We start from the raw sequence: 15,025 nt of genomic DNA, 5'->3' as shown, positions 1-15,025 counted from the left end.
GAGCGTCGGGGCATGGTCGATCAGGGCGGCGCCGCGCGGCCGGCGCGGGTGGTGCACGAGGTGCCGTACCGGGCGCAGTGGGAGTCCGCGGAGCTGGTGCGGGACATCGTGGACGGGCAACTGGACGCAGCGCGGGACCCGCGCTGGGGGCAGTCCGGGGCGGCCACCCCGGAGGAGTACGCGTGGTGGTCCTGGCGCCTGTGCGGGGTGGCCTGCCTGCGGATGGCGCTGGAGCACTGGTGGGGCGTGACCCCGACGGCGATGGCACTGGCGGGCGAGTGCGTGGCGGCCGGCGCGTACGTCCGGGACGGTGAGAGCCTGCGCGGGCTGGTCCACGCGCCGTTCGCGGAGTACGTCAGGCGGCGCTGGGGGCTGGCCGCCCGGGCCGCGGAGTTGACGCCCGCGGAGGTGGCGGCCGAGGTGACGGACGGGCGGCTGGTGATGGTGTCGGTGCACCCGTCGATCCGGGAGCCGCACGGGCCGGAGCCGGTCCGGCGCGGCGGCCACCTGGTGCTGGCGGTGGGCGCCACGGAGACGGCGCTGCTGATCCACAACCCCTCCGGTTTCCCGGGGGAGTCGCAGGCCTTCGCGCGCGTCCCGTGGCGCTCGTTCGGGCCGTTCTACGCCGGGCGGGGGGTCGTGCTCGGTCCGCCCGGCGCTGAACGGTAGCTCGGTCGGGGGGAAGGGGCGGGAGGGCAGGAAGGGACGGGAGGGGCGGGAAGGGCAGGAAGGGCAGGAAGGGCGGGAGCGTCAGGCGTTGTCCGGCAGCCCCACCGGGTAGAACGGCATGGCGCTGCGACACAGCGCCGAGATCGGCTTCAACGCGGCGGCCAGCCCGTCGAGTTCGGTCCGCGGGTAGTCCTCCCAGACCCGGGCCGCGGCCAGGTCGGTGGCCGCCTCCAGGGCCTGGTGGCGGATCCGGCCGAGCTCGGTCACCGTGCCGGCCACGGTCAGCCAGCCGCGCTCGACCAGGCGGGCAGCGGCCGCGTCCCACTCCTCGTCCGTCCAGCCGCGTACCGGTTGGAGCTGCTCGCGCCGCATGTCCATCGCGCAGCGGATCACCAGGGCCTCACAGCCGTCCAGCCCGGCGGCCACCAGCGCGGCGACGTGGCCGTCCCCGCGGTGCTCGCGCATCACGGTCGCGGCCCGCCAGAGCCGCTCGTACAGCCCGGTCGGCGCCGGCAGCGCCGCGTTGGCGGCGGCCAACACCCGGCCGGCGCAGTCCAGCCGGGCCGTGGCCTGCTCCAGCGTCTCGACCGCCTGCTCGACCTGCTCCCGGTCCACGTGCTCCAGCAGCCGGGCCAGCGCGGCGCCCGCGCCCTTGCTGCGGGCGGCCAGCGCCTCCTCCGGGCTCGCCAGCGACCACAGCGCGGGCAGGGCGCGCTCGACCATCGCCGGGGCGAAGCTGAAGAACGCGGCGATCACCGGCGGCGCGTCGACCGCGCCCAGCGGGGCCGAGCGGCCGCCGAAGTAGCCGCGCCAGAAGCCGCGCAGCCCGGCCTCCTCGAAGGCGTCGCGGCACTCGGGCTGGAAGTAGGTGACGGCGTGCACCGGCTCGAAGAGCCACCAGAGCGCGCGGGCGGGATGGACGAGATCGGCCATCGGGAGACCTTCCTCGGACGGGGCTCCGGGCGGGCGCGGGGAGCTCGACTGGTCGGCACGGCCCAGGGCGGTCGCGCGGGCGGCGGGGTACCGGGGCCGTCCGGGCGGGCGCTCGGGCCGCTCAAGTGCTGATGACCACGCGGGAGGCCCCGGTAATCCCCGCTCGGGGCGTGACGGCAGTCACATGGCCGTCGTTCGTGTCACAGGTCCACCGGCGGCATCGCCAGCGGATTGACCGGCATCCGATCGCGGCAGATCGCCGCGATCGGCCTCAACAGGGCGGTCAGGCGGTCGAGTTCGCCGTCCGGCAGGTCCTCCCACACCCGGCCGGCGGCCAGGTCGGTGGCGTCCTCGAGGGACCGGTGCCGGTTCCGGCCGAGTTCGGTCACCGCCCCCTCCGCCGTCAACCAGCCCCGTTCGACCAGCCGCGCCGTCGCGGCCACCCACTCCTGGTCCGTCCACCCGCGCATCGGCTGGAGCACCTCGCGGCTGGCGTCCAGTGCGCAGTGGAGCACCGGCGCCTCGCAGCCGTCCAGCCCGGCCGCGACCAGCGCGGCCACGTGGCCGTCGCCGCGGTGCTCGCGCAGCGTGTTCGCGGCCTGCCACAGCCGTCCGTGCACGTCGTCGGGCCGGGGCAGCGCGGCGTTGGCGGCGGCCAGCACCCGGCCCGCGCAGTCCAGTCGGGCCACCGCCCCTTCCAGTGCGGCGGCCGCCGCCTCGATCCGCTCGGGCTCCACGGGCGCCAGCAGCCGGGCCAGCGCGGCCGCCGAACCCCCGGCCCGGGCGGCCAGCACCCGCTCGGGGTCGGCCTGCGTCCACACCTGCGGCAGGGCGCGCTCGACCATCGCCGGGGCGAAGCTGAAGAACGCGGCGATCACCGGCGGCGCGTTCACCGCGCCCAGCGGGGCCGAGCGGGCGGCGAAGTAGCCGTGCCAGCCGCCGTCCAGGCCGAGCGCCTCGAAGGCCGCCCGGCTCTCGGGCTGGAGGAAGGTGACGGCGTACACCGGCTCGAAGAGCCGCCACAGCGCGCGGGCGGGATGGACGGGGTGGACAGGGTCGGACATGCGGGACACACCTTCCTTGGAGGGGCCGGGAGCCGTGGTTGCCGAAACAGCTGATCGCCACGGCGGCGGTCCCGGCAACCCTCGGTGAGATGTGATCACGGTCACGCGGAGGTCGACGGGTGCGACCGCCGGTGGTGCGGCGCGAGATGATGGGACGAGGTGCCCGCCCCCGGGTGCCCAGCCCTCGCAAGCCCTCGTACGAAGGTAGTCGGTCATGGCCCAGATCAACCCCAGCATCCTGTCCGCGGACTTCGCCCGGCTCGCCGACGAAGCCGAGGCCGTCCGGGGTTCCGACTGGCTGCACGTGGACGTCATGGACAACCACTTCGTGCCGAACCTGACCCTGGGCATCCCGGTGGTCGAGTCGCTCGCCCGGGCCACCGACATCCCGCTCGACTGCCACCTGATGATCGAGGACCCGGACCGCTGGGCCCCGCAGTACGTCGAGGCCGGCGCCGGCTCGATCACCTTCCACGTCGAGGCCGCCGCCGCGCCCGTCCGGCTGGCCCGCGAGATCCGCGCCAAGGGCGCCCGTGCCTCGATGGCGCTCAAGCCGGGCACCCCGATCGAGCCGTACGAGGACCTGCTGCCCGAGCTCGACATGCTGCTGATCATGACCGTCGAGCCCGGCTTCGGCGGCCAGGCCTTCCTGGACATCATGCTGCCGAAGATCCGCCGCACCCGGGAGCTGATCGCCAAGCACGACCTGGAGGTCTGGCTGCAGGTCGACGGCGGCGTGTCCGCGGCCACCATCGAGCGCTGCGCCGAGGCCGGCGCGGACGTGTTCGTGGCCGGTTCGGCGGTGTACGGCGCGGAGGACCCGGCGGAGGCCGTCCGCAACCTGCGCGAGCTCGCCGCCAAGGCGTCGGCGGACGCCTGGTGGGCCTGCGAGCACTGAGGCCCCTGGAGCTCCTCGGGCTCCTGGGGCCTCCTGGTGGCCCCTGGGGCCTCGCTCGTCGCACTGCGGCCGGATGGCCGGGCACGGGTGGAGGAACGTCGCACCGTGACGGATGATCGGTGACGACGCCCTCCGAGGCCCCGCCCGGCCGCCCCCGGCCCGGCCCTCTCCGTACGGTGGTGGAACCGCGATGAGCAACCTCGACCTCAAGCCCGCCCCGACCAGCTGCGGCCGCGAGGCCAGCATCGGCCCGGTGAAGGATCTGCTGACGGCTCGTCAAGTCCCGCTCGGCGAAAGCACCGTGGTGCGCCGACTGCTCCCCAACCTGGGCCGCCGGATGGTCGGGGCCTGGTGTTTCGTGGACCACTACGGCCCGGACGACATCGCCGACGAGCCCGGCATGCAGGTCCCGCCGCACCCCCACATGGGCCTGCAGACGGTCAGCTGGCTCCACCAGGGCGAGGTGCTGCACCGCGACAGCCTCGGCAGTCTGCAGACCATCCGGCCGTACGAGCTGGGCCTGATGACCTCCGGCCGGGCGATCTCCCACTCCGAGGAGTCCCCCCGCCCGCACGCCCGCTACCTGCACGGCGCCCAGCTCTGGGTCGCCCTCCCGGACGCCCACCGGCACACCGCCCCCGCCTTCGAGCACCACCCCGACCTGCCCGTGGTCACCGCCCGGGGCCTGCGCGCCACCGTCATCCTCGGCACCCTGGACACCGCCACCTCGCCCGGCACCACCCACACCCCGCTGGTCGGCGCCGACCTCGCCCTCACCGAGGGCACCGACCTCGGCCTCCCGCTGGTCCCCGAGTTCGAGTACGCCGTCCTCGCCATGACCGGCCGGATCGACGTGGACGGCGTCCCGGTCGAACCCGGCTCGATGCTCTACCTCGGCTGCGGCCGCCAGGAACTCCCCCTCCTCGCCCGCTCCGACGCCGCCGTCCTGCTCCTCGGCGGCGAACCCTTCGAGGAGAAGATCGTCATGTGGTGGAACTTCATCGGGCGCTCCACCGAGGACATTGCCCGGGCCCGCGCCGACTGGATGACCGGCACCCGCTTCGGCCAGGTCCACGGCTACGCCGGTGCCCGGCTGCCCGCCCCGGAGCTGCCGGCCACGCCCCTGAAGGCTCGCGGGCGTGAGCGCTGACCTGTGGGGACGTCGCTTGCGGGATTGTCTCCGGTGCTTGCTGGAAGGGGGACTCCGGGCGCGCCTCAGGCCCTGGCGTGCGGGGCGCTTCAGCGTCGTGCGGGCCGCTCTGGAGGTTCGAAATGAGGGCTCGCCGATACTCAGGACTTCGTGGCAATCAGTTCGCCAGTGAGGCAGTACTCATCAGCCAACGCCCCGCCGAGGCCAACCATCCTGCGGTTCCCGGGCATTGGGAGGGCGAATTCATGTTCGGCCTGAACAGCTCCGCGATCGGCACTCTGCTGGAGCGCACCACCCGGTACACGATGCTGCTGTGCCTGCCGCCCATGGACGGCCACGGCGGGCCACGCGCCGAGAACGTGCCGGCTCTCGCCGGGCGCGGCGCCGAGGCCGTCCGCGACGCCATCACCGCCACGATCACGGACCTCCCCGAGGACCTGCGCAGATCGCTGTCCTGGGACCAGGTGCGGAGGTGGCCCAGCACGCCCAACTGCGCATCGACACCGGGCTGCGGACCTACTTCGCCGCCCCGCACAGCCCCTGGCAGTGCGGTAGCAACGAGAACACAAACGTGTGACGGCCCGGCAGGTAGGGTCGGTGGCTGCCGAGGGTGAGCAAGACGAGGGCGATGAGGGCAGGGCTGTCCTTGAAGCCGAAAGCCATGCGGGTGATCAGGTGGATTCTGGTGTTCAAGCTCTCGACGATCCCGTTGCTCATGCGGTGGTCCGCAGCGGCGGTGATGGCGCCCCGGTGCCTGACGATGGTGCGCTGCAGCTTGATGAAGGGCTCCACCCCGCAGGGCCTTGGCAGCGTCGGCGGAAGTGGCAACAGGTCCGAGCCCCGCAGTACGCGGTCGCCCCCCGGTAGTAAAGCAGCGCGGCTGCGGACTGCGGCTCGGGGGCGGGCTGTAGCGCTCACCCGAGGGCCCGGCGAACGTTGTGTTGCGCCCATCTGCCGGCGCCGTGCTGGCCCGGCCCGCCGCGTACAGCTCGGTTGGAGTGCGGAGCAGAGGCGTTCCGCCCACCAACGATGTCGCAGAAGGTGCAGACGGTGATCTGTGCCCCTGATAGCCTCACTGCCACTGACGTGGACGGCAGCGTGTTCGGAGCGGGGCGCGGCACCATGGGCCGGCAGGGGACGGGGGCAAGGGTGTTCGAGTCGCTGCGGGAAAGCGACCCCCGAACGATCGGAGGCTTCCGACTCACCCAGCGGCTCGGCCAGGGCGGTATGGGCGCTGTCTACCTCGGGTACCGCACCACACGCCCCGTAGCCGTCAAGGTGATCAAGCCGGCGCTTGCCGACGACCCGTACTTCCGCCAGCGGTTCCGGCAGGAGGTGGAGGCGATCCGGCGCGTCGGTGGCTTCCACACCGCCGCGCTGGTGGACGCCGACACCGAGTCCGAGCGGCCGTGGATCGCCACTGAGTACATCCACGCACCCTCGCTGGAGGATCTGGTCCAGCAGCACGGTCCTGTGACCGAGCTGGGGACCTGGTGGCTGGCGGCAGGGCTGGCTGATGCGCTGATGAGGGTTCACTCGGTGCGGCTGCTGCACCGCGATCTCAAACCCAGCAACGTCCTCGTGGCCGCTGACGGTGCGCGGGTGATCGACTTCGGGATTTCGCACGTCGGGGGCGCGACCGGGCTGACGACTGGTCATGCGACACTCGGAACCCTCGCCTACATGGCACCCGAGCAGGCGAGAGACGCTCGCCGGGCCAGCGAGGCTGCTGACGTCTACAGCCTGGGCGCGACGCTCGTGTACGCGGCCACCGGCCACCAGCCGTTCCATGCCGACATCGCGCCACAACGGGTCCTGGACGTGGAGCCGGATCTGGACGGGCTGCCGGACGGCCTACGCCCGCTGGTCGTGCGCGCGCTGACCTACGCCCCTGCGGACCGCCCGACAGCGCGGAGCGTGCTGGAGGATGCCATGGACCAGCTGGCCGGCAGCGGTGTGCCGGTCAGCGGCCAGCCCTATCCTCCGCTGCCGGACGCCTTCATCGGTGACGTCCTGCAGATCGCCGCCGCGCCGCCCGTGCCCTTCGCAGCGCCCGCTGTGCAGGCCGCCACGCCGCTCGCGGAAGCGCCGCAACCGCCGCCCGCAGCTGTGCCGTTGCCGCCGGCCCGTCCTGAATCGGGCCAGCAGCCACAGGACGGCCCGGCCCCGTGGAGTGACCACTGGCGTGAGCGAATTCGCGAACGCCGCACCGACTTCGGCGGCTGAGGGCCTACCGGCTCGGCTCCGGCCTCAACACGCCTGGTCGACATCGACCGCACCGCCACCGCACCACCCGCCGCACGATGATGACGTTCACAGTGACCCAGGGAGAGACTCCGGTGACCACCGCCGCTGACCCTGTACGGGCAAAGTTCGCCGCCGGCATGCAGGTCCGTGCACGCGACGAGGACTGGCTTGTCGTAGAGGTCAACGACACCGCCAAGGACGGTACTCGGTTGGACGTGCGCGGCACCTCTCCCCTGGTCCGTGATCAGCGCGCGGTGTTCTTCGTGCACGAGGAACTGGACCACGTCACACCGCTGCGTCCCGAGGACACCGAACTGGTTCCCGACAAGTCGGCTGAGTGTCGCCAGTCGCGCCTGTTCATCGACGCATTAATTCGCAAGACGCCACTGCCGTTGTCCGAGCAGCGCCTGGCCACCGTGGGTAGCCACCTCGTTGACGACCTGGCCTACCAGCGAGAGCCGGCCCGAGCGGCGCTACGCGGCCTGCGCCCGCGGCTGCTGATCGCGGACGCGGTCGGTCTGGGCAAGACGCTCGAGATCGGTCTGCTGCTCTCCGAGCTGATCCGGCGCGGCCGGGGCGAGCGCATTCTCGTGGTGACTCCGAAGCACATCCTGGAACAGTTCCAGCACGAGCTGTGGACGCGCTTCGCGATCCCGTTGGTACGGCTGGACTCCACCGGCATCGAGCGCATTCGGCAGCGGATCCCGGCCGGCCGCAACCCGTTCTCGTACTACAAGCGCGCCATCATCTCCATCGACACGCTGCGTTCGGACCGCTGGCGCAGTCACCTGATGCAGGTGACCTGGGACGCCGTCGTCATCGATGAGTCGCACAAGCTGATCAACACCGGCACGAAGAACAACCGGCTTGCTCAGCTGCTCGCACCCAAGACGGATGCGCTGGTCCTCGCCAGTGCAACGCCCCACAACGGCCAGCGCGAGTCCTTCGGCGAGCTGCTGAGCCTGCTCGATCCCACGGCCATCCCCGACACGAGCGACTACGACGAGAAGCAACTGGAGCACCTGTACGTGCGCCGCCACAAGATGTCCTCGGACGTCTCGGCGGAGATCGGCCACATGTGGGCCTCCCGTCGGCCGTCCGAGGCGCTGGACTGTGTCGCGAGCGACGCAGAGCAGCGCGTCTTCGAAGAGCTGTACGACGTGTGGGTCAAGCCGACTGGTGGTCGCCCGGCCCCGGTGAGTGGCAAGGGCGCCAGGCTGTTTCCCTACACGTTGCTGAAGGCGTTCCTGTCCTCACACACGGCGCTCGCCGAAACGGTGCGCAACCGGGTCGCGGCCATCGACCGCGATCCGGAACGCGACAAGCGGGTGGCCGAGCGTGCGGCGCTGGTAGAACTCGGGGAACTGGCCGGGGACGTCTCTGTGCAGAGCGCGGCGAAGGTGCGGCGCCTGGTCGCGGAGCTGAAGCAACTCGGCGTCGGCCCCGGCTCGCCAGTGCGCGTGGTGATCTTCTCCGAGCGTCGCGCCACCTTGCAGATGCTGCAGCAGGCCCTGCCGGCCGAGCTGGGCTTCATCCCGGTGGGTGGGGCGGACGAGGCGAAGAACAGCGGCCCGGTACGCCAGCTCCACGGCGGCCTTGCGGACGACGAACAGCAGCGCATCGTCAAGGACTTCGGGCTGGGCGACAGCGACCTGCGGGTGCTGCTGACCGGCGACATCGCGGCCGAGGGCGTGAACCTGCACCGTCACTGCAACCAGCTGATCCACTTCGACCTGCCCTGGTCGCTCATCACGATCGAGCAGCGCAACGGTCGCATCGACCGGTACGGACAGCAGCACTCTCCAGAGATCCGAGCCCTGCTGATGGTCCGGCAGGACGAGGATCCGCTGCTACCTTCGGCGGATCGGCTCGTTTCCAAGCGCCTGCTGGAGCGCGAGTACGAGGTGCACCGCACACTCGGCGACGCCGGGTCGATCCTCGGACTGCGCGACGAGGAGGCGGAACGGGTACGGATCACGAACGGACTCGCGGACGGCGAGGACTTCGACACCATCCTGCCCACTGAGCCGCTGGACCCCTTCGACCTCTTCATGGCCGACCACACCGTGGACGGCTCCGGCGAGCACTATCGCGTTCCCCAGTTGTTCTCCTCCACCCGGGCATTCGTCGAGGAAGCCCTGGAGGAGGTCTACCAGAACCCCGAGCAGCGCATCGGCAAGACGTGGAGCACGGACTTTCCCGAGATGCTGATGTTCAGGCCGGACGCCGAACTTCAGCGTCGCCTGCTGGTGCTGCCGCAGTCCTATCTGGATGAGCGTGGCGTGCTCGAGCAGTTGCGTGTCACCTTCGACCGTGGCTTCGCCCAGCAGCGCCTGGACCGTGCCCGTGAACGCAGCGGAGGCCGCAGCAAGGGTGCAATCACCAAGCAGGAGCGCCGCGAGACCTCGGGCTGGCCCGACGTCTCCTTCCTGACGGACCAGCACCCGGTGGTCGAGTGGTTGACGGACAAGGTCCTGGTCAGGCTGGCCCGCAACACCGCCCCTGTGATCACCGCCAACGTGTCCGGCCCGGTGTTCCTGATGCAGGGCATGTACGCCAACGCCAAGGGCCATCCGACCGTGCTGGCCTGGCCCTGCGTCACTGGCCTGGAGCGCGGGGCGCCGGTCTTCGACGACGATCTGGTGGGAGTCCTGGAACGGGCCGGGATTCGACCCGGCATGGTGAACCGCCCGTTCACGGGTGACGAGCAAGTGTTGAAGCAGCTGGTACCAGCAGCCGTGGCGGCAACCAGAGAGCACCTGGCGCAGTTGCGGCACGAACAGGAAGGGCCACTGCTCGACCAACTGACCGAGTACGGGGAGCGGCTCGTCTCCTGGCGGCGGGCAAGTCAGGCGGCCTACGAGCAGCTGACGCTCGGCGGCGTGCGCCGGGAGCACAAGGAACAGCAGGTGCAGAACACGGCCATAGAGGTCGAGCAGCTGATCGAGCAGCTCGCGCCCCAGGGCGATGCGATGGTCCGAGTGATCGGGGTGCTCGTTCCCGCCGGACCGGACGGTCACGTCGGGCCGGAACAGCGGAAGAACCACGAGCGGAAGGGCGCGTGACCATCGTGGCGTTCGAGGCGATCGTCAACCGCGGCGAGTACATCTCCGCGCACTTCCTGGCCGAGCTGCTGCCGAACGAGCTGAAGGGCCTGCGCAAGACGTGGGCGGCGGCTGAGCGCACCGGTCGGCCCTCCTCGCGTTCGGGCGTGCGCAGCCTGGGCCGCGAGTACTTCCGTGCCAAGGTACGGATCACCGAGGGCGAGGGCGACCCGGACACCGAGCTCCGCGGGCTCAACGACGCGCTGCTGGCTGCGCTCGCGTACGTCGAGAGCGACGGCAAGGGCGACCGTGTGGTGGACCGCAGTGCAGCCGCCCACACGGGCGCCGGCGGCCACTCCAGGCTCAGGCGGGCGGAGCTGGAGGTGCTGCGCGGCGACAAGGTGCGCCGCGTGCCGGTGTCCCTGGCGGTCAAGGGGCCGAGCGGCATCGAGCTCATCGCCCTGGACGTCAGCTGGAGCACCGACGCGGAGCTGGTCGTCGCAGATCCGGCGGACGGCGGCGCCGAGCTGCTGGCCCCGATCGCGCTGGACGGGCAGCAGGAGATCACCGGGGCTGCCGAGGCGGTGTCGTACCTGTTCGGCTGCGACGACCTGTCCGCGCCGCGTTACGTCCTGCTGCTCGCAGGCGGTGCCGCGGTGCTGGCCGACCGTACCGCCTGGCACGAGGGCCGGTTCCTGGCGGTCAGCGTCGACGCCGCGTTGGACCGCAATCTCGCCGACGACGGTGGTGAACTGGAGGCCGTGTCAGCCCTGTTCGGGGCGGAGTCCCTGCTCACGGAGGGCGGCGTCGCCGGGTTCCTGGACAACCTGGTCGAGGAGGGCCGCAAGCACGCCGTGGGCGTCTCGAAGGAGCTGCGGGAGGGTCTGCGGCAGTCGGTCGAGCTGATCGCGCAGGAGGTCCTCGACCGGATCACCGAGGCCGGCGGTGACCCGGCCGAGCTCGGCGGTAGCGCCGATCTGGCCTCCCGGCTCACCCGCGAGTCGCTTCGCTACCTGTACCGCATCCTCTTCCTGCTCTACGCCGAAGCCCGGCCGGAGCTGGGCATCCTGCCCAGCAAGGATGACGCCTACCAGGACGGTTACGGTCTGGCCCGGCTCGGCGAGCTGGTCTCCTACGACCTGCCCGAGGAGTCGCAGGACGGCACGCACTTCCACGAATCGCTGGACCTGCTGTTCCGCCTCGTCGACCAGGGCCACCGGGCCTTCGAGGGCCCGGCGGATGCCGACCGCGCGGGCACCGCGGAGCCGGAGGACGGCGAAACGGTGGCTCTCGACGCTGACGGCATCCGCTTCGAGGCGCTGCGCAGCGACCTCTTCGGTGCCGATGCCACCCCGCTGATCGGTGAGGTACGCATCGAGGGCAGGCGCGTCGAGACGAAGCTGCGCAACAAGGTGTTGTGGCAGGTGCTCAACCTGCTGATGCTGAGTCGGTCCAAGAACGGCAAGGGCGGGCGCGGCTTCATCTCGTACGCGCAGCTGGGCATCAACCAGCTCGGAGCTGTCTACGAGGGCCTGATGTCCTACACAGGCTTCTTCGCCGCCGAGGACGTGTTCGAGGTGGCGAAGCCCGACACGGACGGTCTGGCCGGCACCTGGGTCGTCCCGTACCGGAACGCGGACGACTACGACGACGAGGTGTTCGTCAAGCGCCGGGACGAGCTGACCGGTTCGATGAAGCGCGTCCTGCACCGGAAGGGTTCGTTCGTTTATCGCCTCTCCGGTCGCGAGCGACAGCGGTCCGCGTCGTACTACACACCTGAAGTGCTGACTCGCAGCACGGTCAAGCACGCGCTGGCGGAACTGCTCGACCAGGACGCCACGACGACGCGTGCCCGTGACATCCTCGACCTCTCGGTGTGCGAGCCCGCGCTGGGTTCGGGGGCCTTCCTCAACGAGGCCATCAACCAGCTCGCGGCCGAGTACCTGCGCCGACGCGCGGCGGAGTTGACCGCCGAGACCGGCGTTGACCGCCAGCTGCCGCCCGACCGGTACGAGGCGGAGTTGCAGAAGGTCAAGGCGTACCTGGCGCTGCACAACTGCTACGGCGTGGACCTCAACCAGACCGCCGTGGAGCTGGCCGAGGTCTCACTGTGGCTCAACGCCATGCACAGGGGGCTGAAGGCCCCGTGGTTCGGCCTGCACCTGCGCCGAGGAAACTCACTGATCGGCGCACGGCGCGCGGTCTACGCGGCGGAGGCACTGAAGAAGAAGGCGTGGCTGACGACCGTTCCGACGGACCGGCCGCTCCTCGACGGCGCGGAGGAGGGTGCCTTCCGAGCCGGCGAGGAGGTGCACCACTTCCTGCTGCCGGCGAAGGGGTGGGGTGCGGTCGCCGATGCCAAGCAGGCCAAGGAGCTGGCGCGGGCCGAGCGCGACCGGCTGGCCGAGTGGCGCAAGAAGGTCACGGCGACGCCGTCCACCGCGCAGGTCAAGCGCCTGCTGGCACTGGCCACGCGCGTCGAACGGCTGTGGGAGCTGACACAGCGCCGCCTCGTCGTCAGCGAACGCGAGGTGCGGCGCGACATCGCGGTGTGGGAGGTCGAGGTCGAGCGGCCGCTGCCGAGCTCGTCCGGGACGGTGCCGCGCGAGAAGGTCGAGGCCGCGCTCCACGAGCCCGGCGCCCCGCGTGGGCGGCTGAAGCTGGTCATGGACGCCTGGTGTGCCCTGTGGTTCTGGCCTGTCGGTCAGCCGGACATGCCCGAGCCGCCGTCCCTGGAAGACTGGCTGGCCTTCTGCGAGGCGGTCCTCGGCGTCCCGCCGGCGAAGGCCAAGGCGAAGTCGACGAAGGGCGGCAGCGCGGCCGGCCTCGACGACGCGTTCGGCCTGTTCGGCGACACCGGTGACTTCGACAAGCTGGAGATCGACGACTCGTTCGACAGGACGATGAGCCAGTGTGCTGACATGCCGTCGGTGATGCTGCGCTTCCCGTGGCTGAGTGAGGTGGAGGTCATCCGCCAGCGGGAGGGGTTCTTCCACTGGGAGTTGGAGTTCGCCCACGTTTTCGCGAGCGGTGGGTTTGATCTTCAGGTCGGGAACCCGCCGTGGCTGAAGTTCGAATGGGACGACGACCTGGCTGTTGCCGAGCATGACGCGTGGTTCGGCCTTGTTGAGAAGGCCCCCGTCGCGCTCAAGTCGGACCGGAGGGCGGCAGCCCTGGCCGATTCGTCCGCTGTGGCGTCGTATCTTCTTGATGTGGCGTCCTGGGCTGGAATCAGCGGACATCTCGGGTCTCCGATTGATCACCCACTGTTGTTTGGCATGCAGACCAATTTGTATGTAAATTTCATGGAAAGGGCATGGCGAAATCTCAATCGATATGGTTCTGCAGCTCTTATCCATGAGGAGAACCACTTCGCTGTGCCGGCAGGCGGATCGTTCCGCGCGGCGACGTATCCGAGGCTTCGGCGTCACTTCCAGTTCGGCAACAACCTCTTGCTGTTTGAGGAAGTCGACAATAATAAGAACTTTGGTATCAGCGTCTACGGGTCGCCCCGAGAGATCGAGTTCGTGCAGATTGCGCGCGTCGTTCACCCATCGGTGGTAGATCACTCATTCGAGCATGCCGGAGGCGGTGAACTGCCAGGCATTCAGTTCCCGGAGGGCGGCTGGGACAGGCGACCTCACCGCGAACGGATCGTTCGCGTTTCCGGCAGTACGTTGGGCGACTGGGCTGCGTTGATCGACCCGCCAGGCACGCCTGCGACGCAGGCGCGTGCACTGCGGCCGGTGTCCACTGCGGATAACCAGGCGCTCCTTGCCCTGTCCAAGTTCCCGGAGCGCATGGGCAGTGGTTTCTGGTGGTCCAGGGAGCTGGACGAAGCGGGTGCCAAGGCGGACGGGATCATTGAGTGGCGGACCCATGCCCCAGGTTCATGGTCGGAAGTAGTTCTGCAAGGGCCTCATTTCTCCATTGCGACACCCTTTGCCAAGCAAGCCAATCCCGGATGTAAGTCAAATAAAGACTACTCGGCCTGGAATCTCCTGGAACTTCCGGAATTTGCACTCCCTCGAGTTAACTATGCTCGCGCCTGCTCGGTTAAGGATTTCGAGTTGGCTCGACGAGCCTGGGATGATATCCCTTCGGGTAGGTTCTTTCGGGTTGCTTGGCGAAGGATGATCACATCCAATACTGAGCGATCCCTGCAGGCTGCGATCCTTCCCCCCGGGCCGACGCACGTCCACACAGTGCATAGTCTTGCATTCTCGGAAGTTCGGAACACCGGTGTGACAGCTGGACTCTGGGCTTCGCTAGTGATTGACTACTTGGTCAAGGTCTCCGGCTCAGCTGAGGCCAACATTGCACTTCTGCGTGGCCTCCCGGCGCCGCTAAGCCATCCCCTTACCTCTCCTCTCCTTTTGCGAACCTTGCGCCTCAACTGCCTCACCCGTGACTACGCGCCGCTGTGGGAAGAACTATTCGAGGACGCGTGGCTCAAGGACCGGTGGACGGATCCGGTCTCGACCCGTCCGCGCATCCAGGACGTGGAGCCGGCCTGGTCGATGGCGACGCCGCTGCGCACGGAGTACGACCGGCGGATGGCGTTGGTCGAGATCGACGCGCTCGTCGCAGTGATGTTGGGGCTGACCGCGGAGCAGTTGTGCGCGATGTACCGCTCTCAGTTCGCCGTGTTGCGCAAGTACGAGTGGGAGATGTTCTTCGCGCCCGACGGTCACAAGATCGGTGCTGCCACGCACAACGTCGGCATCCGGCAGACCCCGGAGGAGGCGGCGGTCGTCAAGGCGTGGGTGAAGGCCACCCGGAACGGCGATCCGACGCCCGAGATCCCGGAGGGTTGGGTCAAGCCGAACCGTGAAACCGAGATGACGCGCGCCCACGCGGATTTCACCGCGCGCCTGCTCGCCGGAGAGTACGGCGACTACGCCGCGTACGCCGCCGAGCACGGTGACCACGGCGATCTCCTCGGTCGCGACAGGGGCGCCCACGCCCTTTCCACTACTACGTCCGCTTTCGCTCCGGAAGAAAGCCGGTAACACCCCAC

At 69.9% G+C, this 15,025-nt stretch carries 9 protein-coding genes and 1 pseudogene; 7 read left to right on the top strand and 3 right to left on the bottom strand.

Features of this window, described 5'->3' with window-relative positions; translation table 11 throughout:
- Positions 1 to 12: 12 nt before the first annotated feature.
- Positions 13 to 669 (top strand): C39 family peptidase, encoded by a 657-nt coding sequence (locus ACWCYO_RS17875; RefSeq protein ID WP_270148461.1) that lies wholly within the window; start codon positions 13 to 15, stop codon positions 667 to 669.
- 81 nt (positions 670 to 750) lie between these two features.
- Here ACWCYO_RS17875 and ACWCYO_RS17870 read toward each other — a convergent pair whose 3' ends face one another.
- Both ACWCYO_RS17870 and ACWCYO_RS17865 read right to left on the bottom strand, forming a co-directional pair.
- A complete protein-coding gene (locus ACWCYO_RS17870) occupies positions 751 to 1,602 on the bottom strand; it encodes an SCO6745 family protein (protein ID WP_449784723.1) in 852 nt (283 codons plus the stop codon).
- 200 nt (positions 1,603 to 1,802) lie between these two features.
- Positions 1,803 to 2,666 carry an SCO6745 family protein gene (locus ACWCYO_RS17865; RefSeq protein WP_270148464.1) on the bottom strand — a complete coding sequence of 288 codons (864 nt, stop codon included), beginning with the start codon at positions 2,664 to 2,666 and terminating at the stop codon, positions 1,803 to 1,805.
- A gap of 214 nt (positions 2,667 to 2,880) precedes the next feature.
- On the opposite strand from ACWCYO_RS17865, the gene rpe reads away from it, so the two are divergent.
- The 3 genes and pseudogenes from rpe to ACWCYO_RS17850 all read left to right on the top strand — a co-directional run.
- On the top strand, positions 2,881 to 3,564 hold the full coding sequence (rpe, locus tag ACWCYO_RS17860; protein WP_270148465.1) for a ribulose-phosphate 3-epimerase: 684 nt from the start codon (positions 2,881 to 2,883) through the stop codon (positions 3,562 to 3,564).
- Between the two features lie 190 nt (positions 3,565 to 3,754).
- On the top strand, positions 3,755 to 4,714 hold the full coding sequence (locus ACWCYO_RS17855) for a pirin family protein (RefSeq protein ID WP_270148466.1): 960 nt from the start codon (positions 3,755 to 3,757) through the stop codon (positions 4,712 to 4,714).
- A 149-nt stretch (positions 4,715 to 4,863) separates the two neighbouring features.
- Positions 4,864 to 5,285 (top strand): annotated as a pseudogene (locus ACWCYO_RS17850) (transposase); the annotation flags it as partial.
- Here ACWCYO_RS17850 and ACWCYO_RS17845 read toward each other — a convergent pair.
- Entirely contained in the window at positions 5,231 to 5,665 is a 435-nt protein-coding gene (locus tag ACWCYO_RS17845) for a transposase (RefSeq protein ID WP_270148467.1), read from the bottom strand. The pseudogene ACWCYO_RS17850 and the gene ACWCYO_RS17845 sit on opposite strands and share 55 nt — an antisense overlap.
- Before the next feature lie 78 nt (positions 5,666 to 5,743).
- On the opposite strand from ACWCYO_RS17845, the gene ACWCYO_RS17840 reads away from it, so the two are divergent.
- The 3 genes from ACWCYO_RS17840 (at position 5,744) to ACWCYO_RS17830 (ending at position 15,017) form a co-directional block, all read left to right on the top strand.
- Complete coding sequence (locus ACWCYO_RS17840; RefSeq protein ID WP_270148470.1) at positions 5,744 to 6,940, top strand: serine/threonine-protein kinase; 1,197 nt, start codon at positions 5,744 to 5,746, stop codon at positions 6,938 to 6,940.
- A 113-nt stretch (positions 6,941 to 7,053) separates the two neighbouring features.
- Complete coding sequence (locus ACWCYO_RS17835) at positions 7,054 to 10,026, top strand: SNF2-related protein (RefSeq protein ID WP_449784722.1); 2,973 nt, start codon at positions 7,054 to 7,056, stop codon at positions 10,024 to 10,026.
- Positions 10,023 to 15,017, top strand: coding sequence for an Eco57I restriction-modification methylase domain-containing protein (locus ACWCYO_RS17830; RefSeq protein WP_449784721.1), 4,995 nt, complete (start codon positions 10,023 to 10,025; stop codon positions 15,015 to 15,017). Before ACWCYO_RS17835 ends, ACWCYO_RS17830 begins: the two co-directional genes overlap by 4 nt.
- Positions 15,018 to 15,025 lie beyond the last annotated feature (8 nt).

The sequence above is a fragment of the Kitasatospora sp. NPDC001683 genome (assembly GCF_053596495.1).
The sequence above is the reverse complement of the archived record's forward strand: the minus strand, read 5'-3'. Positions and strand labels throughout refer to the sequence as shown.

Excerpts from the sequence above, each read along its gene's own strand:
- ACWCYO_RS17855 (WP_270148466.1), top strand. The coding sequence starts at position 3,755 with ATGAGCAACCTCGACCTCAAGCCCGCCCCGACCAGCTGCGGCCGCGAG.
- ACWCYO_RS17865 (WP_270148464.1), bottom strand. The coding sequence starts at position 2,666 with ATGTCCGACCCTGTCCACCCCGTCCATCCCGCCCGCGCGCTGTGGCGG.
- ACWCYO_RS17845 (WP_270148467.1), bottom strand. The coding sequence starts at position 5,665 with ATGGGCGCAACACAACGTTCGCCGGGCCCTCGGGTGAGCGCTACAGCC.
- ACWCYO_RS17870 (WP_449784723.1), bottom strand. The coding sequence starts at position 1,602 with ATGGCCGATCTCGTCCATCCCGCCCGCGCGCTCTGGTGGCTCTTCGAG.
- ACWCYO_RS17875 (WP_270148461.1), top strand. The coding sequence starts at position 13 with ATGGTCGATCAGGGCGGCGCCGCGCGGCCGGCGCGGGTGGTGCACGAG.
- rpe (WP_270148465.1), top strand. The coding sequence starts at position 2,881 with ATGGCCCAGATCAACCCCAGCATCCTGTCCGCGGACTTCGCCCGGCTC.
- ACWCYO_RS17840 (WP_270148470.1), top strand. The coding sequence starts at position 5,744 with ATGTCGCAGAAGGTGCAGACGGTGATCTGTGCCCCTGATAGCCTCACT.